Genomic DNA, 20,489 nt, shown 5'->3' on the forward strand with positions numbered 1-20,489 from the left:
AATCGCATGCCTCGCTGTACTCATCGCGTGGTGGCGCTGCTGGCAATCCTGTTGCTTACTGCCGCCGCGCTGCCGTTCGTCAATTTCGCCCCGAACCGTCTGGTCTCGGGCGAAGGCCTTTGGTTATGGCAAATCTGGGCCTTTCCTCCGCTAATTCTGCTGTTTATTCCGGCGCTGTTTTTACTGCTTTGCTGGTTGCCTGGTCGGCTGCCGAGCCTGTTGATTCTGCTGCTTGCCGAAGCCAGCTTTACGCTTTTGCTGTGGGCGAGCGGCGAGGCCGCGCAGCAGCTGGCGCAGAATAGTAGCCCGCTGGCACGTACTTCGCCGGGAAGCGGGCTGTGGCTGGGATTACTGCTGATGCTACTGATATGCAGTGAGGCCATCCGTCGTTTGACCTCGCGGGCGTTATGGCGCTGGCTGCTGAACGTGCAGCTGTGGCTGCTCCCTTGTTGGCTGCTGTGGATTGGACAGCTTGACGGTCTATCGCTGATGAAAGAGTACGCCAACCGGCAAGAGACTTTTAACGACGCGCTCAGCCAACATTTGATGCTGCTGTGGGGCACGCTGGTGCCGTCGCTGCTGCTCGGGGTGCCCATTGGCATGTGGTGTTGGCGGCGGCCGGGGCGGCAGTCGAGCGTGTTTACCGTCCTCAATATTATTCAGACCATCCCCTCGGTGGCGCTGTTTGGCCTGCTGATTGCGCCGCTTGCCGGGCTGGTGCAGCGTTTCCCGTGGCTGACGAATCTCGGCGTGGCGGGAACCGGGCTGGCTCCGGCGCTGATTGCGCTGGTGCTCTACGCGCTGTTGCCTATCGTACGCGGCGTGGTGGCGGGGATGCAGCAGGTTTCATCGCAGGTGCTGGAAAGCGCAGCGGCGATGGGGATGAGCCGCGCCCAGACGTTTCTGCGCGTGCAGTTGCCGCTGGCATTGCCGGTGCTGCTGCGCAGTCTGCGGGTGGTGACCGTACAAACGCTCGGTATGGCAGTCGTCGCAGCGTTAATTGGTGCGGGTGGCTTTGGCGCGCTGGTGTTCCAGGGGCTGCTCAGTAGTGCGCTGGATCTGGTGCTGCTCGGGGTGATCCCGGTGATCGCGCTGGCGGTAATCGCCGATGCGCTGTTCAGCCTGGCAGGCACCTTACTAAAAGGAGAGACCGATGATTGATTTTTCTGCGGTCAATAAATCGTTCGGCCAGCATCCTGCGGTGAAGGATCTCACGCTGCGGCTGGAAGAAGGGGCGTTTTCGGTGCTGATTGGCACCTCGGGGTCGGGGAAATCGACCACGCTCAAAATGATTAACCGGCTGGTAGAGCCCGATAGCGGGAGCATCCGTTTTGCCGGACAGGATATCCGCGAGCAGCCGCTGCTCGCCCTGCGTCGTCGCATGGGCTATGCCATTCAGTCTATCGGTCTGTTCCCGCATTGGACGGTGGCGCAAAACATCGCCACCGTGCCGCAGCTGCTGAAATGGCCGAAGGCGAAGGTGGACGCGCGAATTGACGAACTGATGGCGCTACTGGGGCTGGAACCGGCGCTGCGCATGCGTTTCCCGCATCAGCTCTCCGGCGGCCAGCAGCAGCGCGTCGGCGTGGCGCGGGCGCTGGCGGGCGATCCGGAGGTATTGTTGATGGATGAACCTTTCGGCGCACTGGATCCGGTCACCCGCGGGGCGCTTCAGCAAGAGATGCGCCGAATACATCAGTTGCTGGGGCGAACTATCGTGCTGGTGACCCATGATATTGACGAAGCGCTGCGCCTGGCGGATAACCTGATTCTGATGGACGGCGGCGAAGTGGTGCAGCAGGGCACGCCGCTGCAAATGCTCAGCCAGCCGGGCAGCGAATTCGTCCGTACTTTTTTCGGACGCAGTGAACTCGGTGTGCGGTTGCTGTCGCTGCGTCAGGTGACGGACTACATGCGTCATGGTGAGCGCGCCGAAGGGGAGGCGATTACCGCCACCGCGTCGTTGCGCGATGCGCTCTCCGGTTTTATGGCGCAGCGGCGCACCGTGTTACCGGTGGCGGATGCGGCAGGTCAGGTCTGCGGCACGCTGCATTTTGCCGATCTGCTGCGCGAGGAGTTGAGCGATGCGCCTGCTTCGTGATCCGCTGCTGTGGCTGCTGGCGCTGTTTGTCGGGCTGCTCGTCGGCTTGCCTTACAGCGAGCCGCTGTTTCATTTTCTGTTTCCTGAACAGCCGCGCCCGCTCTACCAGCAGGCCGGATTTCTCTCGCTAACGCTGGCGCATGCCTGGCTGGTGGGGGTCTCGAGCCTGGCGGCGATAGTGATTGGGGTCAGTGCGGGTGTGCTGGTGACGCGCCCGGCGGGCAGTGAATTCCGGCCATTGGTCGAGACGTTAGCCGCGATGGGGCAAACTTTTCCCCCGGTCGCCGTGCTCGCGATGGCCGTTCCGGTGATGGGGTTTGGCGAAAAACCGGCGATTATTGCGCTGATATTGTACGGCATTCTGCCCGTATTACAGGGAACACTAGCCGGACTGGCGGCGGTTTCCGAGAGCGCATTAAGCGTTGCACAAGGGATGGGGATGTCGGGCTGGCAGCGGCTACGTCAGGTTGAGCTACCTTTAGCGGCACCGGTTATCGTAGCGGGGATTCGCACCTCGGTTATCATTAATATCGGCACAGCAACGATTGCCTCAACGGTTGGGGCAAATACGTTGGGCACGCCAATTATCATTGGCCTGAGCGGATTTAATACGGCCTATGTGGTGCAGGGGGCCATTCTGGTGGCGCTGGCGGCGATTATCGTCGACCGCGCCTTTGAGCGGCTGAGTTTACGGCTCAGCCGACACCGCCACGCACAATAAACGAATATCCCGCGAGCATGACACCGCCAATACCGCTGATAGCCATCAGCCCAAAAATGATGATTGCGGCGAGTTTGCTTGACTTCATGGTGTACTCCTTTTGTTAACCAAAAGATTATACCGCGAAGCTCGTCTGTTAACGAACGATTAATTTGCGGGGAGCGGGAAGGCGACTCCCTCCTCCTGCCAGCGCGACATTTGCTGTAGCTGGACGGTACTCGGGGTGGTGCCACACCAGATTAACAGCGTCTGGCCGGGGAACAGTTCCGGCTGAACGTGGGTGAGCGAATGGGCCATCACGTCAACCCGCCAGCCCTGCTCACAGGCCACCCACCCTTCAAGCCACAGGCGCGTCATGTCGGCGACGTTCCAGCCGATGACCAACGCGTGCGGCCCTGACTTACGGCGGCCGGAGGCCAAATTGAGCGCGATATCGTTAATCAATACCCCGTCAAGCAGGCCCAGCAGCGTTTGTAGCGCGAATTGCGCGCTTTGCAGACGCAGACGCAGCGGATTAAACAGGCAGTCGACCAGCGTGCGGGCGCTGTAGCTGCGACGCAGTTCTTTCACCCACAGGCGCAGCGGGTGCAGGTGACCGTTACGAAGATAGTTCAGCGCTTTTTCCTGCTGTTCGCGCCAGCCATCCTGCTGCTCGCTGAGCAGGCCTTTGACTTTGCTCACCTGAACGCCGTTTTCTATCCAGCGCTGAATTTCGCGGATGCGGTCGATATCGTCATCATTAAACAGGCGATGGCCGCCGTCGGTACGCTGCGGCTTCAGGAGGGCATATCGCCGCTGCCAGGCGCGAAGCGTTACTGGGTTAATATCACAGAGCTGTGCGACTTCGCCAATCGTGTAAAGCGCCATCTTTTCCTCCGGCATGCGATATCCCCTTTAACTTTAGACGGGGATTGCTGCGCTGACCTGCTCTGGTCGTTTTTTATCCACCTCCATGTCAAATGTGTGCGATAAAATGTGATCGGTAGCATTTTTTGCACTTTTATTGCCAGGTTTCAAAGAAAGTTATGCCGATTATGTGTATGTTACGCAGTTTTATTTCTGTTGTGGTGACGTGGTATGTACGAGTTTAATCTGGTGTTGCTGCTGCTTCAGCAGATGTGTGTTTTCCTGGTTATCGCCTGGTTAATGAGCAAGACGCGTCTCTTCATTCCGTTGATGCAGGTCACCGTGCGCCTGCCGCACAAGCTGCTCTGCTACGTCACGTTTTCTATTTTCTGTATTCTCGGCACCTATTTTGGCCTGCATATTGAAGACTCCATTGCCAATACGCGCGCGATTGGCGCGGTGATGGGCGGGCTGTTGGGCGGCCCGCTGGTGGGAGGGCTGGTCGGGCTGACCGGCGGTCTGCATCGTTATTCGATGGGCGGCATGACGGCGTTGAGCTGCATGATTTCGACCATCGTCGAGGGGCTTCTCGGTGGGTTGGTGCACAGCCTGCTGATTCGCCGGGGTCGCCCGGATAAAGTCTTCAGCCCGTGGACGGCGGGTGCTATCACCCTGGTGGCGGAGCTGGTGCAGATGCTGATTATTCTGCTGATCGCCCGCCCGTTTGAAGACGCTCTGCATCTGGTGCAGAGCATCGCGGCACCGATGATGGTGACCAACACCGTGGGCGCGGCGCTGTTTATGCGCATCCTGCTCGACAAACGGGCGATGTTTGAAAAGTACACCTCTGCATTTTCCGCCACCGCGCTGAAGCTTGCGGCGTCGACGGAAGGTATCCTGCGTCAGGGCTTCAACGAAGAGAACAGCATGAAGGTGGCACAGGTGCTGATTCAGGAGCTGGATATCGGTGCGGTGGCCATCACCGACCGCGAGAAGCTGCTGGCCTTTACCGGCATCGGTGAAGACCATCATCTGCCTGGCAAACCGATCTCTTCACGCTACACGCAAAAAACGATTGAGACCGGCGAAGTGGTCTACGCCGACGGCAACGAAGTGCCGTACCGCTGCTCGATTCACCCCAACTGCAAGCTCGGCTCGACGCTGGTTATCCCGCTGCGCGGTGAGAATCAGCGGGTGATTGGCACTATCAAACTGTACGAAGCTAAAAATCGCCTGTTCAGCTCGATCAACCGTACCTTAGGCGAGGGGATTGCTCAGCTGCTGTCGGCGCAGATTCTTGCCGGGCAGTACGAGCGGCAGAAGGCGCTGCTGACCCAGTCGGAGATTAAACTGCTGCATGCCCAGGTGAATCCACACTTCCTGTTTAACGCCCTTAACACGCTGAAAGCGGTGATTCGCCGCGACAGCGAACAGGCAAGCCAACTGGTACAGTATCTGTCGACCTTTTTCCGTAAAAACCTCAAACGTCCGTCGGAGATTGTGACGTTGGCAGACGAGATTGAGCATGTGAACGCTTATCTGCAAATTGAGAAGGCGCGCTTTCAGTCGCGGCTACAGGTGCACCTGGATATTCCGGAGACGCTGGCACACCAGCAGCTTCCGGCGTTTACCCTCCAGCCCATTGTCGAAAATGCGATTAAGCACGGCACTTCGCAACTGATGGATGTGGGCGAGATTACGCTGCGTGCCAGCCAGCAGGACAGGCATCTGGTGCTGGATATTGAAGATAACGCCGGGCTGTATCAGCCTGGCGCTCAGTCTAGCGGTCTGGGCATGAGCCTGGTGGATAAGCGTCTGCGGATGCGTTTTGGCGACGAATGCGGGATTGCCGTTGCCTGTGAACCTGACCGTTTTACCCGCGTCACTCTGCGGTTACCTCTGGAGGAGAGTGCATGATTAACGTGTTGATTGTCGATGATGAACCGCTGGCGCGGGAGAATCTGCGCGTTCTGCTGCAGACGCACGAGGATGTGAACATCGTTGGCGAGTGTGCTAACGCGGTGGAAGCCATTGGTGCGGTGCATAAGCTACGACCGGATGTGCTGTTTCTGGATATCCAGATGCCGCGCATCAGCGGGCTTGAGATGGTGGGCATGCTCGACCCGGAACATCGCCCCTACATTGTCTTTCTGACCGCTTTTGATGAGTACGCGGTCAAGGCCTTTGAGGAACATGCGTTTGACTATCTGCTTAAGCCGATTGAAGAAAAAAGGCTGGAAAAGACCCTGATGCGCCTGCGCCAGGAGCGGGCGGCGCAGGATATGTCGGTGCTGGGCGAAAACCAGCAGGCGCTGAAGTTTATTCCCTGCACCGGGCACAGCCGAATTTACCTGCTACAAATGGACGACGTGGCGTTTGTCAGCAGCCGGATGAGCGGCGTTTACGTCACCAGCGGCGAGGGAAAAGAGGGCTTTACCGAGCTGACGCTGCGCACGCTGGAAAGCCGTACGCCGCTGATTCGCTGCCATCGTCAGTATCTGGTGAACATGGTACACCTGAAGGAAATTCGTCTGGAAGACAATGGTCAGGCCGAACTGTTGCTGCGCAACGGGCAGACCGTGCCGGTAAGTCGTCGCTATTTGAAGACCCTGAAAGAGGCGTTGGGGCTATAATTCGTGTAGAATCAGCCATCATTTTTTCATTACCACCGTCGAAGGCACTATGGTCAGTAACGATATTTTACGCAGCGTCCGCTACATCCTGAAAATGAACAATAACGATCTGGTGCGTGTTTTCGCGCTGGGCGAAGCTGAAGTCAGCGTTGAACAGCTGGCGCCGTGGCTGCGCAAAGAGGATGAGGAAGGCTTCGTGCGTTGCCCGGACATTATGCTGTCGTGCTTCCTGAACGGCCTGATTTATGAAAAGCGCGGTCGTGACGAGTCTGCTCCGGCGCTGGCGGTGGAACGTCGTATCAACAACAACATCATGCTGAAAAAGCTGCGTATCGCGTTTGCGCTGAAAACCGACGATATTCTGGCTATCCTGACTCAGCAGCAGTTCCGCGTCTCTATGCCGGAAATTACCGCCATGATGCGCGCCCCGGATCATAAAAACTTCCGCGAATGCGGCGACCAGTTCCTGCGCTATTTCCTGCGCGGTCTGGCGATTCGCGAGCACGCTGCGAAGTAATCATCAGTAGTTTCCCGGCCAAGCGAAGCGCCGCCGGAAATGCAACGAAAGACAAATAAAAAACGCTGCCGAAGCAGCGTTTTTTTTATGCAGATTATTTCACCTGCTGGCCTGGTTTCGCACCGTCATCCGGGCTTAACAGGAAGATATCTTTCCCGCCAGGACCTGCCGCCATCACCATCCCTTCCGAGATGCCGAAGCGCATTTTACGCGGTGCCAGGTTCGCCACCATCACGGTCAGGCGACCGATCAACGGCTGTGGGTCCGGGTAAGCAGAGCGGATGCCGGAGAAGACGTTACGCTTCTCGCCGCCGAGATCCAGCGTCAGGCGCAGCAGCTTGTCGGAGCCTTCCACGAACTCGGCGTTTTCAATCAGCGCCACGCGCAGGTCAATTTTGGCGAAATCATCAAAGGTGATGGTTTCCTGGATCGGGTCATCCGCCAGCGGGCCGGTAGCCGGGGCAGCGGCTGCTTTCACTTCTTCTTTAGACGCTTCCACCAGCGCTTCCACCTGTTTCATTTCAATACGGTTATACAGCGCCTTGAAGGTGTTGATCTTATGGCCCACCAGCGGCGCGTTGATAGCATCCCAGCTCAGCTCGGTATTGAGGAACGCTTCGGTACGTGCAGCCAGCTCAGGCAGAACCGGTTTCAGCCAGGTCATCAGCACGCGGAACATGTTCAGGCCCATTGTGCAGATAGCCTGCAGGTCGGCATCGCGGCCTTCCTGTTTAGCGACAACCCACGGTGCCTGCTCGTCAACGTAGCGGTTAGCGACGTCGGCCAGCGCCATGATTTCACGAATGGCTTTACCGAATTCACGGCTTTCCCACGCTTCGCCAATGCTGGCAGCCGCGTCGGTGAAGGTTTTGTACAGTTCTGGGTCAGCCAGTTCCGCGGACAGCACGCCGTCGAAACGCTTAGCGATAAAGCCAGCGTTACGGGAAGCCAGGTTCACCACCTTGTTCACGATGTCGGCGTTGACGCGCTGGATGAAATCTTCCAGGTTCAGGTCGATATCGTCGATGCGGGAAGAGAGCTTCGCGGTGTAGTAGTAGCGCAGGCTGTCGGCATCAAAGTGCTTGAGCCAGGTGCTGGCTTTAATAAAGGTGCCGCGAGACTTGGACATCTTCGCACCGTTCACCGTCACGTAGCCGTGCACGAACAGGTTGGTCGGCTTACGGAAGTTGCTGCCTTCCAGCATGGCAGGCCAGAACAGGCTGTGGAAGTAGACGATATCTTTGCCGATAAAGTGATACAGCTCGGCGGTAGAGTCTTTCTTCCAGTACTCGTCGAAGCTAGTGGTGTCGCCGCGCTTGTCGCACAGGTTCTTGAAGGAGCCCATGTAGCCGATTGGCGCATCCAGCCAGACGTAGAAGTACTTGCCCGGCGCGTTCGGGATTTCAAAACCGAAGTAAGGCGCATCGCGGGAGATATCCCACTGCTGCAGGCCGGATTCAAACCATTCCTGCATTTTGTTCGCGACCTGCTCTTGCAGTGCGCCGCTGCGGGTCCATGCCTGCAGCATTTCGCTGAAGGACGGCAGGTCAAAGAAGAAGTGCTCAGACTCGCGCATCACCGGCGTGGCGCCAGAGACGACGGATTTCGGCTCGATAAGCTCGGTTGGGCTGTAGGTCGCGCCGCACACTTCGCAGTTATCGCCGTACTGATCCGGTGATTTACATTTCGGGCAGGTGCCTTTGACGAAACGGTCCGGCAGGAACATGCCTTTTTCCGGATCGTACAGCTGAGAGATGGTGCGGTTTTTAATAAAACCGTTCTCTTTCAGGCGACCATAAATCAGCTCGGACAGCTCGCGGTTCTCGTCGCTGTGCGTCGAGTGGTAGTTGTCGTAGCTGATGTTAAAGCCGGCAAAATCAGTCTGATGCTCCTGACTCATTTCGGCAATCATCTGCTCTGGAGTAATACCCAGCTGCTGTGCTTTCAGCATGATTGGCGTGCCGTGGGCATCGTCCGCGCAGATGAAGTTAACCTCGTGGCCGCGCATTCGCTGGTAACGGACCCAGACATCAGCCTGGATGTGCTCCAGCATATGGCCGAGGTGGATGGAGCCGTTGGCGTACGGCAGCGCGCACGTTACCAGAATTTTCTTCGCGACTTGAGTCATAGTGGGTATTACTTCTTCTGTTTGAAAAAAGGGGTTTTGATATTACCAAAAGGGTAGAGGGTGTGCCATACATGCTTGAGCGTACCTGTGGTAGACTTAGGCGTACTGAAAGCAATTGAAAACAACAAAGGAGTCGGGATGAACTCAGAATCCCAGGCCAAATCACCTGAACGTCTACGTGCGATGGTCGCCGGCACGCTGGCAAACTTCCAGCACCCCACCCTGAAGCACAATTTAACGACGCTAAAAGCGCTGCACCACGTCGCCTGGCTTGACGATACCGTGCACATCGAACTGCAGATGCCGTTTGTCTGGCACAGCGCCTTTGAAGAATTAAAAGAGCAAACCAGCGCTGAACTGCTGCGGGTGACCGGGGCGAAGGCCATCGACTGGAAGCTGTCCCACAGCATCGCCACGCTGAAACGCGTGAAAAACCAGCCGGGCGTTACCGGCGTGAAGAATATTATTGCCGTCAGCTCTGGCAAAGGCGGGGTGGGTAAATCGTCCACCGCCGTAAACCTGGCGCTGGCGCTGGCCGCGGAAGGGGCGAAAGTGGGCATCCTCGATGCCGACATCTACGGCCCGTCTATCCCGAACATGCTGGGCGCGGAAAACCAGCGTCCAACCTCACCAGACGGCACCCATATGGCGCCGATTATGGCGCACGGCCTGGCAACCAACTCCATCGGCTATCTGGTCACTGACGACAACGCCATGGTGTGGCGTGGCCCGATGGCCAGCAAAGCGTTGATGCAGATGCTGCAGGAGACCATGTGGCCGGATCTCGACTACCTCGTGCTGGACATGCCGCCGGGTACCGGTGATATCCAGCTGACGCTGGCGCAAAACATTCCGGTGACCGGGGCCGTTGTGGTCACTACACCGCAGGATATCGCGCTGATCGATGCCAAAAAAGGCATTGTGATGTTCGAAAAAGTGGAAGTGCCGGTGCTGGGTATCGTGGAGAACATGAGCATGCACATCTGCAGCAACTGCGGTCATCACGAGCCAATTTTTGGCACCGGTGGCGCAGAGAAGCTGGCAGAGAAGTATCATACCCAACTGCTGGGCCAGATGCCGCTGCACATCAATCTGCGTGAAGATCTGGATAACGGTACGCCGACGGTGGTTGCGCGTCCGGAAAGTGAATTTACCGAGATTTATCGTCGACTGGCGGGGCGCGTTGCGGCGCAGCTCTACTGGCAGGGCGAAGTGATCCCTGGCGACATCGCGTTCCGCGCGGTGTAACACAGGCAAAAAGAGGCCGGGCGCATCACTGATGCGCCCGGCCTTTATTCATTAACGGTGATAGAAAATCTCGCCGTCGTAGACTTTGCTAATGGTGCCGTCGGCATCGCTAATTTGCACATAGTTACCGCCCATGTACGTCCAGCGGGTGCCTGCGTCCGGCGCTGGCAGGTTACGCTGCTGCCATTGCGTGATGTTGTACTCTGGTGTCAGGTACATGGCTGGCGCTTTGTCGCCAATCTTGAACTGCGTGAAGTCGGCAGTGAACTCTTTCAGCTCATACTGCTGAATACCGGTAGCCGGAGCAGCCCACGCCGCGCCCGCCGTTGCCAACAGTACGCCCAGAAGCATCATTTTTGTTTTACGCATACTATCCCCATATTATCCTGGATATAAAATTGCAGCTCCGTATGATTCCTGATGCGCGCCCTCAATGGCAAGCGCTGGTTTCTTAAAAAGTGTAAGCAAACAGCGACGACCTCTCATTTGAGGATAATTCTGGCACCCGCCTCTAAGGACCCTTATGTTCAGGCTGGAAGACTTATCACTGTTCGTACGCGCCGCCGCGTTGAACAGCTTTAGCGATGCGGCGCGAGAAGCGGGCATACCCCCGGCGCAGGTTAGTTCAGCGATTAAACGGCTGGAGACAGCGCTAAACGTGCGCCTGTTCGCGCGTTCCACGCGCAGCCTGCGTCTGACGGTAGAAGGTGAGGCCTGGCTGCCGTATGCCTTACAGATGCTGGACGCGCTGCAAAATGGGCTACAAAAAATCCACACGCCGGATGATGAGGTGCGCGGTACGCTGCAAATCGCCGTGCCGTCAGATCTCGGCCGTAACCTGCTGCTGAACGTGTTTCGTCGTTTCCGCGAGCGTCACCCGGCGCTGCGGCTACGCATTCTGTTTTCCGACCATCTCACTGATGTCTTCAAAGACCCGGTAGACGTGGCGTTTCGCTACGGCGAAAACCACGATGCCTCGTTTGTGTCTCTCCCGGTCGCGCCGGATAACCGCCGCGTGGTGGTGGCATCACCCGACTGGATCGCGCGCCACGGCGAACCGCAGACGCTCGCCGACCTCGAAAAATGCAATGCGTTGACTTACGTGCTGCGCGGCAGAGCGTTTGACCGCTGGCCGCTCAGCCAGGATGGCGTTGAGTACAGCGTCCAGGTCAGCGGCAGCATCACCAGCGATGATGCCGAGGTGATTCGTCGGCTGGCGATTGCGGGAGAGGGCGTAGCGTTTAAATCGATGCTGGATGCCTGCGACGACCTGCGCGAAGGGCGGCTCAAGGTGCTGCTGCCGCAGTATCAAGGTGATGTGGTGCCGCTCAATATGATCTGCCCACACCGCAAGCAGCTTTCTGCGGCGGTGCGGTTGCTGTATGAGGCGGTGAAAGCGGAATGTGCGACAAAGCAGCTTTAGCCGCCGTTACGCTGGACTGGACCGGCGGAGGACGCTATTGCGCCGTCGGTTTCAGTAGCCCGCCCGTCGACTTGTTATGTTCTAAATACTGATGCTGGAAAATACACATTCGTATCGTGTTGCGGTATTCACCGTTAACGAAGAACTCATGAATTAATTCGCCTTCCTGGATAAACCCAAGCTTACGATAAATATGAATCGCTTTGGCGTTCTCTTTATCCACGATGAGATAGAGCTTATAGAGATTCAGTACCGTAAAACCGTAATCCATTGCCAGCTTAGCGGCGCGTGTCGCCAGGCCTTTGCCCTGGTATTCCGGCGAGATGATAATCTGAAACTCGGCTCGGCGGTGAATATGGTTTATTTCAACCAGCTCCACCAGGCCTGCGTTATTGCCATTAAACGAAATGACAAAACGGCGTTCGCTCTGATCGTGAATATGTTTATCGTAAAGGTCGCTCAGCTCAACGAAGGCCTCATAAGGTTCTTCGAACCAATAACGCATTACGCTCGCGTTATTATCGAGTTGATGCACAAAGCTCAAATCTTCGCGTTCAAGGGGTCTTAGTTTAATGTCTGATGGTTCTGGCATAATATTTTCAGCCTCTTGGGAAACTGGAAATATATTATCTGTTTGCGGTGGGCGTCATCAAGATTTGAAAAAAATTACAATTAATTCAGCGATGTAAGACAACCTATTTTAGGCCCTCATCAGGCGGAGGCGCTCGCCTGATGAGGGTAGGGGAATTAGTGCTTCACCAGCGTAGCAAAGTAGTACACCAGCGGCACCGCCAGTACCCACAGCCCGATGGGAATTTCACGCCATTTTCCGGCGATGGTTTTAATCACGATAAAGAACAGTAGACCGCCGGCAATCCCGGTGCCGAAGCTGTTGGCGATCAGGGTGATCATTACCATCATCAGTACCGGCAGCCCGTCGGTGAAGTTACCGAGGTCAACCTTACGCAGGCCGCTGAACATATTCAGCCCAATCAGCATCAGCGCGGGCGCGGTGGCTTCTTTTGGGATCATTAGCGCTACCGGGGTGAACAACAGCATCAGCAAGAACATCATTGCCGCCGCCAGCGCCGTCAGGCCAGTTTTACCACCGGCTTCCGCCGCCGCCGAGGATTCAATCAGCGCGGTTGCTGCCGGAATACCGAGCCACGGGCCGATAGCGGCGGCAATCGAATCGACCATAAACGGACGGTTGATGTGCGGCATATTGCCTTCTTTATCCAGCAGCCCGGCTTCACCGCCTACGGCGAGCGTGGTACCCATCGTGGAGAAAAACTCAGAGGCAAAAAAGACGAACAGGAACGGCAGGAAAGCGATATTGAGCGCGCCCAGCATATCGACGTGACCGAGCACCGGCGTCAGCGAGTGCGGCATATCGATAAAGCTGGCGGGTAAATGCGTCACGCCAGCGGGAATACCGACCAGGGTAGCGAATAAAATCGCCCATAAAATGGCCCCCGGAATGCGACGGGCTTGTAGCGCTATCGCGAGGAATAAACCGCACAGTGCGACCAACGCGCCTGGTGCCATAAAGTCGCCCAGCATCAGTGAATTGGTTTTGGCGTTGGCCAGCACCAGCCCGGCGTTACGAAAACCTAATACCGCCACGAACAGACCGATAGACGCGGTTAACCCTAGCTTGATTGACTGTGGCACCGAGCGGGTAACCACTTCCCGCAGGCCGAATTTGGTCAGCAGGAAGAAGAGAATGCCCGACCAGCAGGCGATGCCGAGACCAATCTGCCAGCCTATGCCTTCGCTGCCTGCGAGCGTCACGCCCACCAGCACTGAACCACCGATGCCAGGGCCAACGATAAACGGCAGGTTAGCGTAGAACGCCATCAGCAGCGTACCGCCAACGAACACCAAAATCGTGCCCGTTGTCGCCGCGCCTTTATCCATACCGCCAACGGCCAGTAAACCGGGGATCACCACCAGCAGATAGGCCGCGGCAAGGAACCCGGTGACCCCTGCCAGGCATTCGGTGCGCAGTGAACTGCCGCGTGAAGACAACGAAAAACGTCGCTCAAGCCAACTCCCAGCGGTTGGCGTTTGAAGGGTATTATCGGCCATTGTGTGGCGCTCCCATGATTATTGTTGTGTTGTGTGTTCCGGGGTTTCCCGGCTATCCAGTACCGGGTCGACTATCTGGCGCGTGGTGCCATCGGTCAGCCCTAAATCGGTTAAATGCGGCCCGGCGTTGCAGGCAAGACAGGTGCCTTCAATCGCTTTAAATACGCGATACGGCGGCTCCCAGTCGGCCACCATGGCGCTCAGGTCGCGCAGGTTGCGAAACTCGGCGGCCAGCGTTTCGGCCGGTTTGTCGGAGAGCATCCCGGCAATCGGCATGGCAACGTGTGCCAGAATGTCGCCATTTTGCGCCAGCGCCATACCGCCACCGGAGGCGATAAGCTGATTAGCGGCCAGCGCCATATCTTCAGCGTTGCGGCCGAGCACCACCAGGTTGTGCGAGTCGTGCGAGTAGCTGGTGGCAATCGCGCCGCGCAGCTCACCCCAGCCTTCCAGCAGGGCAATCTGCGGTTTGGCTTCGTGACGGCCGTGGCGGTGCTTCACCCAGATAAGGCTGAAGCCTGCGGGGATTTGGACCTCGCCGTTACGAATCTGAACGTCGACTTCACCCCACTGGGTAAAGCGTGCACCGCGGATGTGGCGCAGACGGGCGGTACCGTGCTGAATATCGTTGACGCGCAGCGCAAAATCGTTGGCCTGAAGCGGGGAGAGTTGCAGGGTATTGCGCGGTGGCATCACCCCAGGGGCGGCGGAGAGCGCGTTCAGCAGTTTACCGTCGCGGGCAATTTGCCGTCCGGCAACGTACACCGCGCGGGCTTCTAATTTTTCCAGCGAGTCGAATACCACGAGGTCTGCGCGCCGCCCGGCGGCAATCAGCCCCAGGTCGTGACGCTGCAAACGAATACCGGCGTTCAGCGTGGCAAAACGCAGGGCATCGGTCGCGGGCAGACCATGTTCAATCAGCAGGTTCAGCAGGGCGATAATGCCGCCTTTTTCCAGCAGCATGTCCGGCGGCACGTCATCGGTGCAGACGGTAATCTGCGAAGAGAGATGCGGCAAAGATTTCAACGCCTTGACGATATCCGGCAGCAGGTAAGGGTGTGAACCACGAATTTCCAGCGTCAGCCCGGCGCGCAGTTTTTCCAGCGCGTCGTCGGCGGAGGTCAGCTCGTGATCGGAGGTTACGCCTGCGGCAAGATAGGCCTGTAGATCGGCACCGCTCAGCCCGCGGGCATGGCCTTCAATCAGCTTGCCGCTGTTGAGCCCCGCCTGCACGATTTCCTGCATCCGGCAGCTACCGTGCAGCACGCCGTGCATGTCCATCACCTCAGCCACGCCGCGGACTTCCGGCCAGCCGAGCATGGTTTCCATTTCGGCACCGGCAAAATCGGCCCCGGACATTTCTAAACCCGGCGTAGACGGTACGCTTGACGGCGCGGCAACCATCACCTGCAGGGGCAGATGGCGGCTGGCTTCTACGGCGTAGCGCACGCCCGCCACGCCCAGCACGTTTGCCAGCTCATGCGGGTCCCAGAATACGGCGGTAGTGCCCTGTGCCAGCACGATTTCGGCGTAGCGTTCCGGCGGCAGGTGCGAACTTTCGAGGTGAACGTGGGTGTCCATCAGGCCGGGAGAGAGGTAAACGCCGGGCAGAGAGTGGCGTTCCAGCGTGTCGCTGCGGCTGCCGCGTGGGTGCACGCTGGCAATCATATCGCCAACGATACCAACATCAGCTTCGCGAACTTCGCCGGTCGCCATATCAACAATAGCGGCATCGGTGAGCAAAAGATCAAACGGGGACTCGCCTCGTGCGGCCTGAACGGCGCGGCGGCGGTTTTCAGCATTGCTGGACATAACAACTCCGGCACAGGGATAATGCGTGCTACTTTAAGGGCAGAGCAAACGGTTGCCCATATGATTAAATTTATCACCTGATAACTTCAGCTTATCCTGCGTGATAGCCACGAGTGAAGCACATCATGACCGACCCCTGGCAGCGATTGCCTGCGCTCTCGCTTAAACAGTTGCAGTATTTTGTCACGCTGGCGCAGCTGCGTCACTTTACCGATACCGCTAACCGGCTGGCGATTAGCCAACCGGCGTTGAGTAGCGCCCTGCGCCAGATTGAAACGGTGCTGGGCGGTAAGCTGGTTAACCGCACCGCCTCGTCGGTCACGCTCACTGAGCTGGGGGCGGCCATATTGCCTCACGCCCAGCGTGTGCTGAGCGTCGCGCAGATGGCATTTCACGATATGCAGCAGATAGTCGAAGCGGGCGGTGACGGCACCGTGCGCATCGGGCTGGTGCCGTCGGTGAGTTCGCTGCTGTTTCCGCTGCTGCCTGAAGCGCTGGCCCTGGCGTTTCCGCGTCTGCGGGTAGAATTTCTTGACCGTACCAACGATGCGCTAGCGCGTGACTTGCAAAGCGGGCAGGTTGATTTTGGCGTTGGCGCTATCGACAGTTCGTTGCCGGCGGAGCTACAGGTCTTTCCGCTGCGTGAAGACCCGTTGGTGGCCGTGTTGCATGCAGATGACCCGCTGGCAGGCCAGACACATCTGCCGTGGAAGCAGTTGGCAGGGCGCGATATTGCGGTGTTCTCTAAAGGTAATATTCAGCGTCTGGTTGGGGCATTAGTTGAGAGCCAGCGTCTGACGCTCAATACCCGCTATCAGGTCGATTATATTGAAACGCTGTATGGGCTGGTGCGCTCACGGCTGGCGGTGGGGATCCTTCCACAGCTGTACACCACGCATTTACAGGACGAGGCGCTTCGGGTTGCACAACTTCAGCAGCCAGCGTTAACCCGCACCGTTGCGCTGATGCGTGGCCCACAGACGCTGCCACCGCTTATCGAAGCGTGCTTCACATTACTGCTAAAAGAACTCCGCGAAACCAGCACCGTATAATAGCCGCCCGGCCGAGCAAAGCGACGCCGGGTCAATCTAAATGCTTAATCAGCACATCCACCGTTAAATGATTAATGTATTCCAGCGAATGTGAGGCTAGCACGCCCAACAGCCGGTTATGGTGACCCGCAATAATCAGGTCGATATTGTTGTGCTGTACACAAGCTTCAACATCTTCAAATCGTCGTGCCGTCACCAGCGCCAGCGTTTGCACGGGTAAAGAGACGGTTGCCGCCAGCTCGCTAAGCAGCGCTTTTGCCTGAATGACTTCCTGCGACACATCGTCGTCCATCAGGCTATCGGAGACATAGTTCAGCGCCCGGTAATCGGTACTGATATGGGCAATAGTAATTTTCATTGCGCTTTCTTGCGCCATCCTGGCTGCATGCTGTAACAACGGAACGCCATCAAGGCTATTGTTAATCAATACCAGCGTATGATGATAGACAGGCATCGCAATACCTCATTATGCAGGACAATCTTAGCAACTATTATGTGCCGATTGCGCGAGGAAGGAAAATGAAGCGCCAGGTGGGCAAAAAGAAAGGCAGCGGAAACCTCCTTGTCTAAATATGACTACGTTTTTTAGTACCGTGGCGTGACGCTTTTTGATTGTATAGTAAAATCTCACTGTACTATATTTAACCATTGCTGTAGCGCTTATGGGCGATGGTTTTCAATGGCTGTCGCACTCATTCTTATATTCAGGCCTGACTTTCTCTATGGAATCGAATTCTCACGCACCGTTGAGCAGTTTTATCGATCTCATGATGGACGCTGTTTTTGCCGTTGATGCCCACGCCAATATCATTTTTGCCAGTGCGTCCTGCGAGCGTATTTTTGGCTATACGCCGCAAGAACTGATTGGCCGTAACATGTTCGAAATAATGTTGCCGGAAGACCGGGAATTAACCCGGAATTCGATAGTCGACGTGATGTCGGGTAACCCGCAATTTCATTTCGAAAACCGTTATGTCCACAAAAATGGCCAGGTCTTGAATATCATGTGGTCAGCGCGCTGGTCTCCGGCCGATCAATTACGTATTGGTGTTGCCCGCGATATCACCGAGCGTAAACGTTCAGAACAGCTGCAAACTGTTCTTTATGCTATTTCAGAAGCTGCGCATACCGCTGAGGATCTGCTCAAGCTATTCCAGCGTATTCATCAGATTGTCGGTACACTGCTGCCCGCCGATAACTTTTCGGTAACACTCTACGATGATGAAACGGGCCAACTGAGCTTTCCATACCACGTCGATGAGTATCAGGACACCCCCGCGCCGTTTACCCTGATTCCGTCGACGTTTTACGCGGAAGTGATTCATACCGGCCAACCTCTGCTGCTCACGCCTGAGACGATGGCGAGCCGTATGGAAGAACTGCGTTTTTCTTTTGGTATTAACCCGTTCTGTTGGCTGGGCGTCCCGCTAAAATCACATAAAGGCACGATTGGCGCGCTGGTGCTCAAAAGCTATCCGGGCGGCGTGTGCTACAACGTACAGGATCAGGAACTGCTGCAGTTTGTGTCGACGCAAATTGCGACGGTCATTGAACGCCAGCAGATGCAGGCCCGATTGCAGCATATGGCGCAATACGATCAGCTCACCGACCTGCCGAATCGCGGCCTATTGTACGATCGCCTGAAAACGGCGCTGGCGATTGCCCGCCATGAGCTAAGCCAACTGGCGCTGCTGTTTATCGATCTCGATAAATTTAAACAGGTTAACGATACGCTGGGTCATGGGATGGGCGATCTCTTGCTACAAGAGACCGCCGTGCGCCTGAAGCGCTGCATACGAGAATCGGATACCGTCGCCCGTATTGGCGGCGATGAGTTTGTCGTTTTGCTTCAAAGACCGTTATTGCCTGAACACGCGGAGCTCGTCGCCAAAAAAATTGATGATGCGTTCCGTTTGCCTTTTAGCCTTGATGGCTACGCGGTGACGGTTGCCCCTAGTATCGGGATCGCGTGTTATCCTGAACATGGCAGCAATGAACAACAGCTTCTCGACTATGCCGACAAGGCGATGTATGTAGCCAAACAGGGTAAAACACGGCGGCAAAATTACGGATAAGCCATCGTCCAATGCCTGGGTTTGACGTACGGGCTTGTTTGTCGGATTGCCTGCTGGCATTATTGCGGGCAGCGATTAATAACATGTTAATCGCTAAAAATTGATTCAAATGACTCGGGGTGCCCTTCCTTGTGAAGGCTGAGAAAAACCCGTACCACCTGATCTGGATAATGCCAGCGTAGGGAAGTCAGAGGCCGTTTGGTCATTGCTTCTTCGCGTTTTGGCAGGAGCAAACCATGCAAGCCGACCTGCTAAGTCCCGCGCAATCAGCGCACACCGCATACTTTCTGCATCAACATTCCCCGCTGGTTCACTGTATGACCAATGACGTCGTACAGACCTTTACCGCAAACGTCCTGCTTGCGCTTGGCGCATCGCCAGCGATGGTGATTGACGCGGGTGAAGCCGCCCAGTTTTCGTCTATTGCCAGCGCGCTGCTGATTAACGTCGGCACGTTAACTCAACCACGTGCTCAGGCCATGAGGGCGGCGGTAGAAAGTGCGAACCGTGCCGGAACCCCGTGGGCGCTCGATCCGGTGGCGGTGGGGGCGCTGACGCTGCGTACTGATTTCTGTCGTGAACTGGTGCGGATGGCCCCGGCGGCAATTCGTGGCAATGCCTCTGAAATTATGGCTCTGGCGGGCGAAAGTCAGGGCGGGCGCGGCGTAGACACTACCGATACCGCCGCGACGGCGCTACCGGCGGCACAGAAACTGGCACGAGAAAGCGGCGCGATTGTTGCGGTAACCGGTGAAGTTGATTACATCACCGACGGTGAACGTACGCTGGCGGTAAACGGCGGTTCTCCGTTGATGACCCGCGTGGTGGGAACCGGCTGTGCGCTTTCGGCGGTGGTGGCGGCAAGCTGTGCCTTACCGGGTGACCGATTACTGAACGTGGCGGGCGCATGTGCCGTGATGAAACTGGCGGGGCAGCGCGCGGCGCAGGGACGAGGACCGGGAAGTTTTGTTCCCGCATTCCTCGACGCGCTGTATGCGATGCACGGGGAGGTGAAGGCATGAAGCGCATCAACGCATTAACTATCGCTGGCACCGATCCAAGCGGCGGCGCAGGCATTCAGGCCGACCTGAAAACCTTCTCGGCGCTTGGCGCCTATGGCTGCTCGGTGATTACCGCGCTGGTGGCGCAAAATACCCGCGGCGTGCAGTCGGTTTACCGAATTGAACCTGATTTCGTGGCCGCGCAGCTTGATTCCGTGTTCAGCGATGTACGCATCGACACCACCAAAATTGGCATGCTGGCGGAGACAGATATTGTGGAAGCGGTCGCCGAACGTCTGCAACGCTATCGCATTCAGAACGTGGTGCTGGATACGGTAATGCTGGCGAAAAGCGGCGACCCTCTGCTTTCCGTATCCGCCGTTGAGACGCTGCGCCAGCGCCTGCTGCCTCAGGTCTCCCTGATTACGCCAAATCTACCGGAAGCGGCAGCGCTGCTTGACGCGCCGCATGCCCGTAATGAGCGCGAAATGCTGGAGCAGGGCAGGGCGCTGCGGGCACTCGGCTGTGAAGCGGTGCTGATGAAGGGCGGGCATCTGGACGACGCTGAAAGCCCGGACTGGCTGTTTACCGCTGAAGGGGAAATGCGTTTTACCGCGCCGCGCGTGGCGACCAAAAATACCCACGGTACAGGCTGTACGCTGTCGGCGGCGCTGGCGGCCTTAAGGCCGCGCCATGCCAGCTGGCAGGAAACCGTGCCGGTGGCAAAAGCGTGGTTGTCGCAGGCGTTGGCCCAGGCCGATACTTTGCAGGTAGGTGAAGGTATCGGGCCGGTGCATCATTTCCACGAATGGTGGTAACTGTCCGGCTGACGTGCCAGCAG

General features: G+C 57.1%; 19 protein-coding genes, 1 pseudogene and 1 riboswitch. Of the genes and pseudogenes, 12 read left to right on the forward strand and 8 right to left on the reverse strand.

What is annotated here, in order from left to right:
- Nucleotides 1-6: 6 nt before the first annotated feature.
- From MY052_RS08230 to MY052_RS08240, 3 genes are read left to right on the forward strand one after another with little or no spacing between them, the layout of a single operon-like run.
- Complete coding sequence (locus tag MY052_RS08230; protein WP_248538534.1) at nt 7-1,161, forward strand: ABC transporter permease; 1,155 nt, start codon at nt 7-9, stop codon at nt 1,159-1,161.
- On the forward strand, nt 1,154-2,101 hold the full coding sequence (locus MY052_RS08235) for an ABC transporter ATP-binding protein (protein ID WP_248538535.1): 948 nt from the start codon (nt 1,154-1,156) through the stop codon (nt 2,099-2,101). The genes MY052_RS08230 and MY052_RS08235 overlap by 8 nt, the downstream gene beginning before the upstream one ends.
- A complete protein-coding gene (locus MY052_RS08240; protein WP_248538536.1) occupies nt 2,085-2,822 on the forward strand; it encodes an ABC transporter permease in 738 nt (245 codons plus the stop codon). The genes MY052_RS08235 and MY052_RS08240 overlap by 17 nt, the downstream gene beginning before the upstream one ends.
- On the opposite strand, the gene MY052_RS08245 is transcribed toward MY052_RS08240, so the two are convergent.
- Nucleotides 2,797-2,910, reverse strand: a complete 114-nt coding sequence (locus tag MY052_RS08245; protein WP_115073879.1) for a protein YohO — start codon at nt 2,908-2,910, stop codon at nt 2,797-2,799. The genes MY052_RS08240 and MY052_RS08245 overlap by 26 nt on opposite strands.
- A 59-nt stretch (nt 2,911-2,969) precedes the next feature.
- The gene (locus MY052_RS08250; RefSeq protein WP_202217609.1) at nt 2,970-3,689 is read right to left on the reverse strand and encodes a MerR family transcriptional regulator; all 720 of its coding nucleotides are present in this window, start codon (nt 3,687-3,689) and stop codon (nt 2,970-2,972) included.
- A 210-nt stretch (nt 3,690-3,899) separates the two neighbouring features.
- Here MY052_RS08250 and MY052_RS08255 point away from each other — a divergent pair, with 210 nt between their 5' ends.
- The 3 genes from MY052_RS08255 to MY052_RS08265 are packed head-to-tail and all read left to right on the forward strand — an operon-like array spanning nt 3,900 to nt 6,818.
- Nucleotides 3,900-5,585 carry a sensor histidine kinase gene (locus tag MY052_RS08255; RefSeq protein ID WP_248538537.1) on the forward strand — a complete coding sequence of 562 codons (1,686 nt, stop codon included), beginning with the start codon at nt 3,900-3,902 and terminating at the stop codon, nt 5,583-5,585.
- Nucleotides 5,582-6,301, forward strand: coding sequence for a two-component system response regulator BtsR (gene btsR / locus MY052_RS08260; RefSeq protein ID WP_248538538.1), 720 nt, complete (start codon nt 5,582-5,584; stop codon nt 6,299-6,301). Before MY052_RS08255 ends, btsR begins: the two co-directional genes overlap by 4 nt.
- A 49-nt stretch (nt 6,302-6,350) precedes the next feature.
- Nucleotides 6,351-6,818 carry a YehS family protein gene (locus MY052_RS08265; protein WP_035894898.1) on the forward strand — a complete coding sequence of 156 codons (468 nt, stop codon included), beginning with the start codon at nt 6,351-6,353 and terminating at the stop codon, nt 6,816-6,818.
- Between the two features lie 94 nt (nt 6,819-6,912).
- On the opposite strand, the gene metG is transcribed toward MY052_RS08265, so the two are convergent.
- Nucleotides 6,913-8,946 (reverse strand): methionine--tRNA ligase, encoded by a 2,034-nt coding sequence (gene metG / locus MY052_RS08270; RefSeq protein WP_035894897.1) that lies wholly within the window; start codon nt 8,944-8,946, stop codon nt 6,913-6,915.
- A 138-nt stretch (nt 8,947-9,084) separates the two neighbouring features.
- Between metG and apbC the strand changes: the two genes are divergently transcribed.
- Nucleotides 9,085-10,194 carry an iron-sulfur cluster carrier protein ApbC gene (apbC, locus tag MY052_RS08275; RefSeq protein ID WP_035894896.1) on the forward strand — a complete coding sequence of 370 codons (1,110 nt, stop codon included), beginning with the start codon at nt 9,085-9,087 and terminating at the stop codon, nt 10,192-10,194.
- 51 nt (nt 10,195-10,245) lie between these two features.
- Here the strand turns inward: apbC and MY052_RS08280 are convergent, their stop codons facing one another.
- Nucleotides 10,246-10,563 carry an RcnB family protein gene (locus MY052_RS08280; RefSeq protein ID WP_123651850.1) on the reverse strand — a complete coding sequence of 106 codons (318 nt, stop codon included), beginning with the start codon at nt 10,561-10,563 and terminating at the stop codon, nt 10,246-10,248.
- Nucleotides 10,564-10,717: 154 nt separating this feature from the next.
- Between MY052_RS08280 and MY052_RS08285 the strand changes: the two genes are divergently transcribed.
- On the forward strand, nt 10,718-11,617 hold the full coding sequence (locus tag MY052_RS08285; RefSeq protein ID WP_035894894.1) for a LysR family transcriptional regulator: 900 nt from the start codon (nt 10,718-10,720) through the stop codon (nt 11,615-11,617).
- A gap of 34 nt (nt 11,618-11,651) precedes the next feature.
- Here the strand turns inward: MY052_RS08285 and speG are convergent, their stop codons facing one another.
- The 3 genes and pseudogenes from speG to MY052_RS08300 all read right to left on the reverse strand — a co-directional run.
- Nucleotides 11,652-12,209, reverse strand: a complete 558-nt coding sequence (gene speG / locus MY052_RS08290) for a spermidine N1-acetyltransferase (RefSeq protein WP_248538539.1) — start codon at nt 12,207-12,209, stop codon at nt 11,652-11,654.
- A 155-nt stretch (nt 12,210-12,364) separates the two neighbouring features.
- Nucleotides 12,365-13,708, reverse strand: a complete 1,344-nt coding sequence (locus MY052_RS08295; protein WP_202217613.1) for an NCS2 family permease — start codon at nt 13,706-13,708, stop codon at nt 12,365-12,367.
- A 17-nt stretch (nt 13,709-13,725) separates the two neighbouring features.
- A pseudogene (locus MY052_RS08300) lies at nt 13,726-15,520 on the reverse strand (adenine deaminase); the annotation flags it as partial.
- Between the two features lie 125 nt (nt 15,521-15,645).
- Between MY052_RS08300 and MY052_RS08305 the strand changes: the two are divergent.
- On the forward strand, nt 15,646-16,572 hold the full coding sequence (locus MY052_RS08305; RefSeq protein WP_035894890.1) for a LysR family transcriptional regulator: 927 nt from the start codon (nt 15,646-15,648) through the stop codon (nt 16,570-16,572).
- Between the two features lie 31 nt (nt 16,573-16,603).
- Here the strand turns inward: MY052_RS08305 and MY052_RS08310 are convergent, their stop codons facing one another.
- Nucleotides 16,604-17,026 (reverse strand): universal stress protein, encoded by a 423-nt coding sequence (locus tag MY052_RS08310; protein WP_035894889.1) that lies wholly within the window; start codon nt 17,024-17,026, stop codon nt 16,604-16,606.
- A gap of 268 nt (nt 17,027-17,294) precedes the next feature.
- Between MY052_RS08310 and MY052_RS08315 the strand changes: the two genes are divergently transcribed.
- From MY052_RS08315 to thiD, 3 genes are all read left to right on the forward strand, one after another.
- Complete coding sequence (locus MY052_RS08315) at nt 17,295-18,647, forward strand: sensor domain-containing protein (RefSeq protein ID WP_248538540.1); 1,353 nt, start codon at nt 17,295-17,297, stop codon at nt 18,645-18,647.
- Between the two features lie 105 nt (nt 18,648-18,752).
- Nucleotides 18,753-18,849: riboswitch (TPP riboswitch) on the forward strand.
- Between the two features lie 34 nt (nt 18,850-18,883).
- A complete protein-coding gene (gene thiM / locus MY052_RS08320) occupies nt 18,884-19,669 on the forward strand; it encodes a hydroxyethylthiazole kinase (RefSeq protein WP_035894887.1) in 786 nt (261 codons plus the stop codon).
- On the forward strand, nt 19,666-20,466 hold the full coding sequence (gene thiD, locus MY052_RS08325) for a bifunctional hydroxymethylpyrimidine kinase/phosphomethylpyrimidine kinase (RefSeq protein ID WP_248538541.1): 801 nt from the start codon (nt 19,666-19,668) through the stop codon (nt 20,464-20,466). The genes thiM and thiD overlap by 4 nt, the downstream gene beginning before the upstream one ends.
- Nucleotides 20,467-20,489 lie beyond the last annotated feature (23 nt).

This window comes from Kluyvera ascorbata, from assembly GCF_023195735.1.
In the GTDB taxonomy this organism is placed as follows: domain Bacteria; phylum Pseudomonadota; class Gammaproteobacteria; order Enterobacterales; family Enterobacteriaceae; genus Kluyvera; species Kluyvera ascorbata.

Bases quoted from the DNA above. Each gene is read 5' to 3' on its own strand.
- MY052_RS08230 (WP_248538534.1), top strand. From the start codon at position 7: ATGCCTCGCTGTACTCATCGCGTGGTGGCGCTGCTGGCAATCCTGTTG.
- MY052_RS08235 (WP_248538535.1), top strand. From the start codon at position 1,154: ATGATTGATTTTTCTGCGGTCAATAAATCGTTCGGCCAGCATCCTGCG.
- MY052_RS08240 (WP_248538536.1), top strand. From the start codon at position 2,085: ATGCGCCTGCTTCGTGATCCGCTGCTGTGGCTGCTGGCGCTGTTTGTC.
- MY052_RS08245 (WP_115073879.1), bottom strand. From the start codon at position 2,910: ATGAAGTCAAGCAAACTCGCCGCAATCATCATTTTTGGGCTGATGGCT.
- MY052_RS08250 (WP_202217609.1), bottom strand. From the start codon at position 3,689: ATGGCGCTTTACACGATTGGCGAAGTCGCACAGCTCTGTGATATTAAC.
- MY052_RS08255 (WP_248538537.1), top strand. From the start codon at position 3,900: ATGTACGAGTTTAATCTGGTGTTGCTGCTGCTTCAGCAGATGTGTGTT.
- btsR (WP_248538538.1), top strand. From the start codon at position 5,582: ATGATTAACGTGTTGATTGTCGATGATGAACCGCTGGCGCGGGAGAAT.
- MY052_RS08265 (WP_035894898.1), top strand. From the start codon at position 6,351: ATGGTCAGTAACGATATTTTACGCAGCGTCCGCTACATCCTGAAAATG.
- metG (WP_035894897.1), bottom strand. From the start codon at position 8,946: ATGACTCAAGTCGCGAAGAAAATTCTGGTAACGTGCGCGCTGCCGTAC.
- apbC (WP_035894896.1), top strand. From the start codon at position 9,085: ATGAACTCAGAATCCCAGGCCAAATCACCTGAACGTCTACGTGCGATG.
- MY052_RS08280 (WP_123651850.1), bottom strand. From the start codon at position 10,563: ATGCGTAAAACAAAAATGATGCTTCTGGGCGTACTGTTGGCAACGGCG.
- MY052_RS08285 (WP_035894894.1), top strand. From the start codon at position 10,718: ATGTTCAGGCTGGAAGACTTATCACTGTTCGTACGCGCCGCCGCGTTG.
- speG (WP_248538539.1), bottom strand. From the start codon at position 12,209: ATGCCAGAACCATCAGACATTAAACTAAGACCCCTTGAACGCGAAGAT.
- MY052_RS08295 (WP_202217613.1), bottom strand. From the start codon at position 13,708: ATGGCCGATAATACCCTTCAAACGCCAACCGCTGGGAGTTGGCTTGAG.
- MY052_RS08305 (WP_035894890.1), top strand. From the start codon at position 15,646: ATGACCGACCCCTGGCAGCGATTGCCTGCGCTCTCGCTTAAACAGTTG.
- MY052_RS08310 (WP_035894889.1), bottom strand. From the start codon at position 17,026: ATGCCTGTCTATCATCATACGCTGGTATTGATTAACAATAGCCTTGAT.
- MY052_RS08315 (WP_248538540.1), top strand. From the start codon at position 17,295: ATGGAATCGAATTCTCACGCACCGTTGAGCAGTTTTATCGATCTCATG.
- thiM (WP_035894887.1), top strand. From the start codon at position 18,884: ATGCAAGCCGACCTGCTAAGTCCCGCGCAATCAGCGCACACCGCATAC.
- thiD (WP_248538541.1), top strand. From the start codon at position 19,666: ATGAAGCGCATCAACGCATTAACTATCGCTGGCACCGATCCAAGCGGC.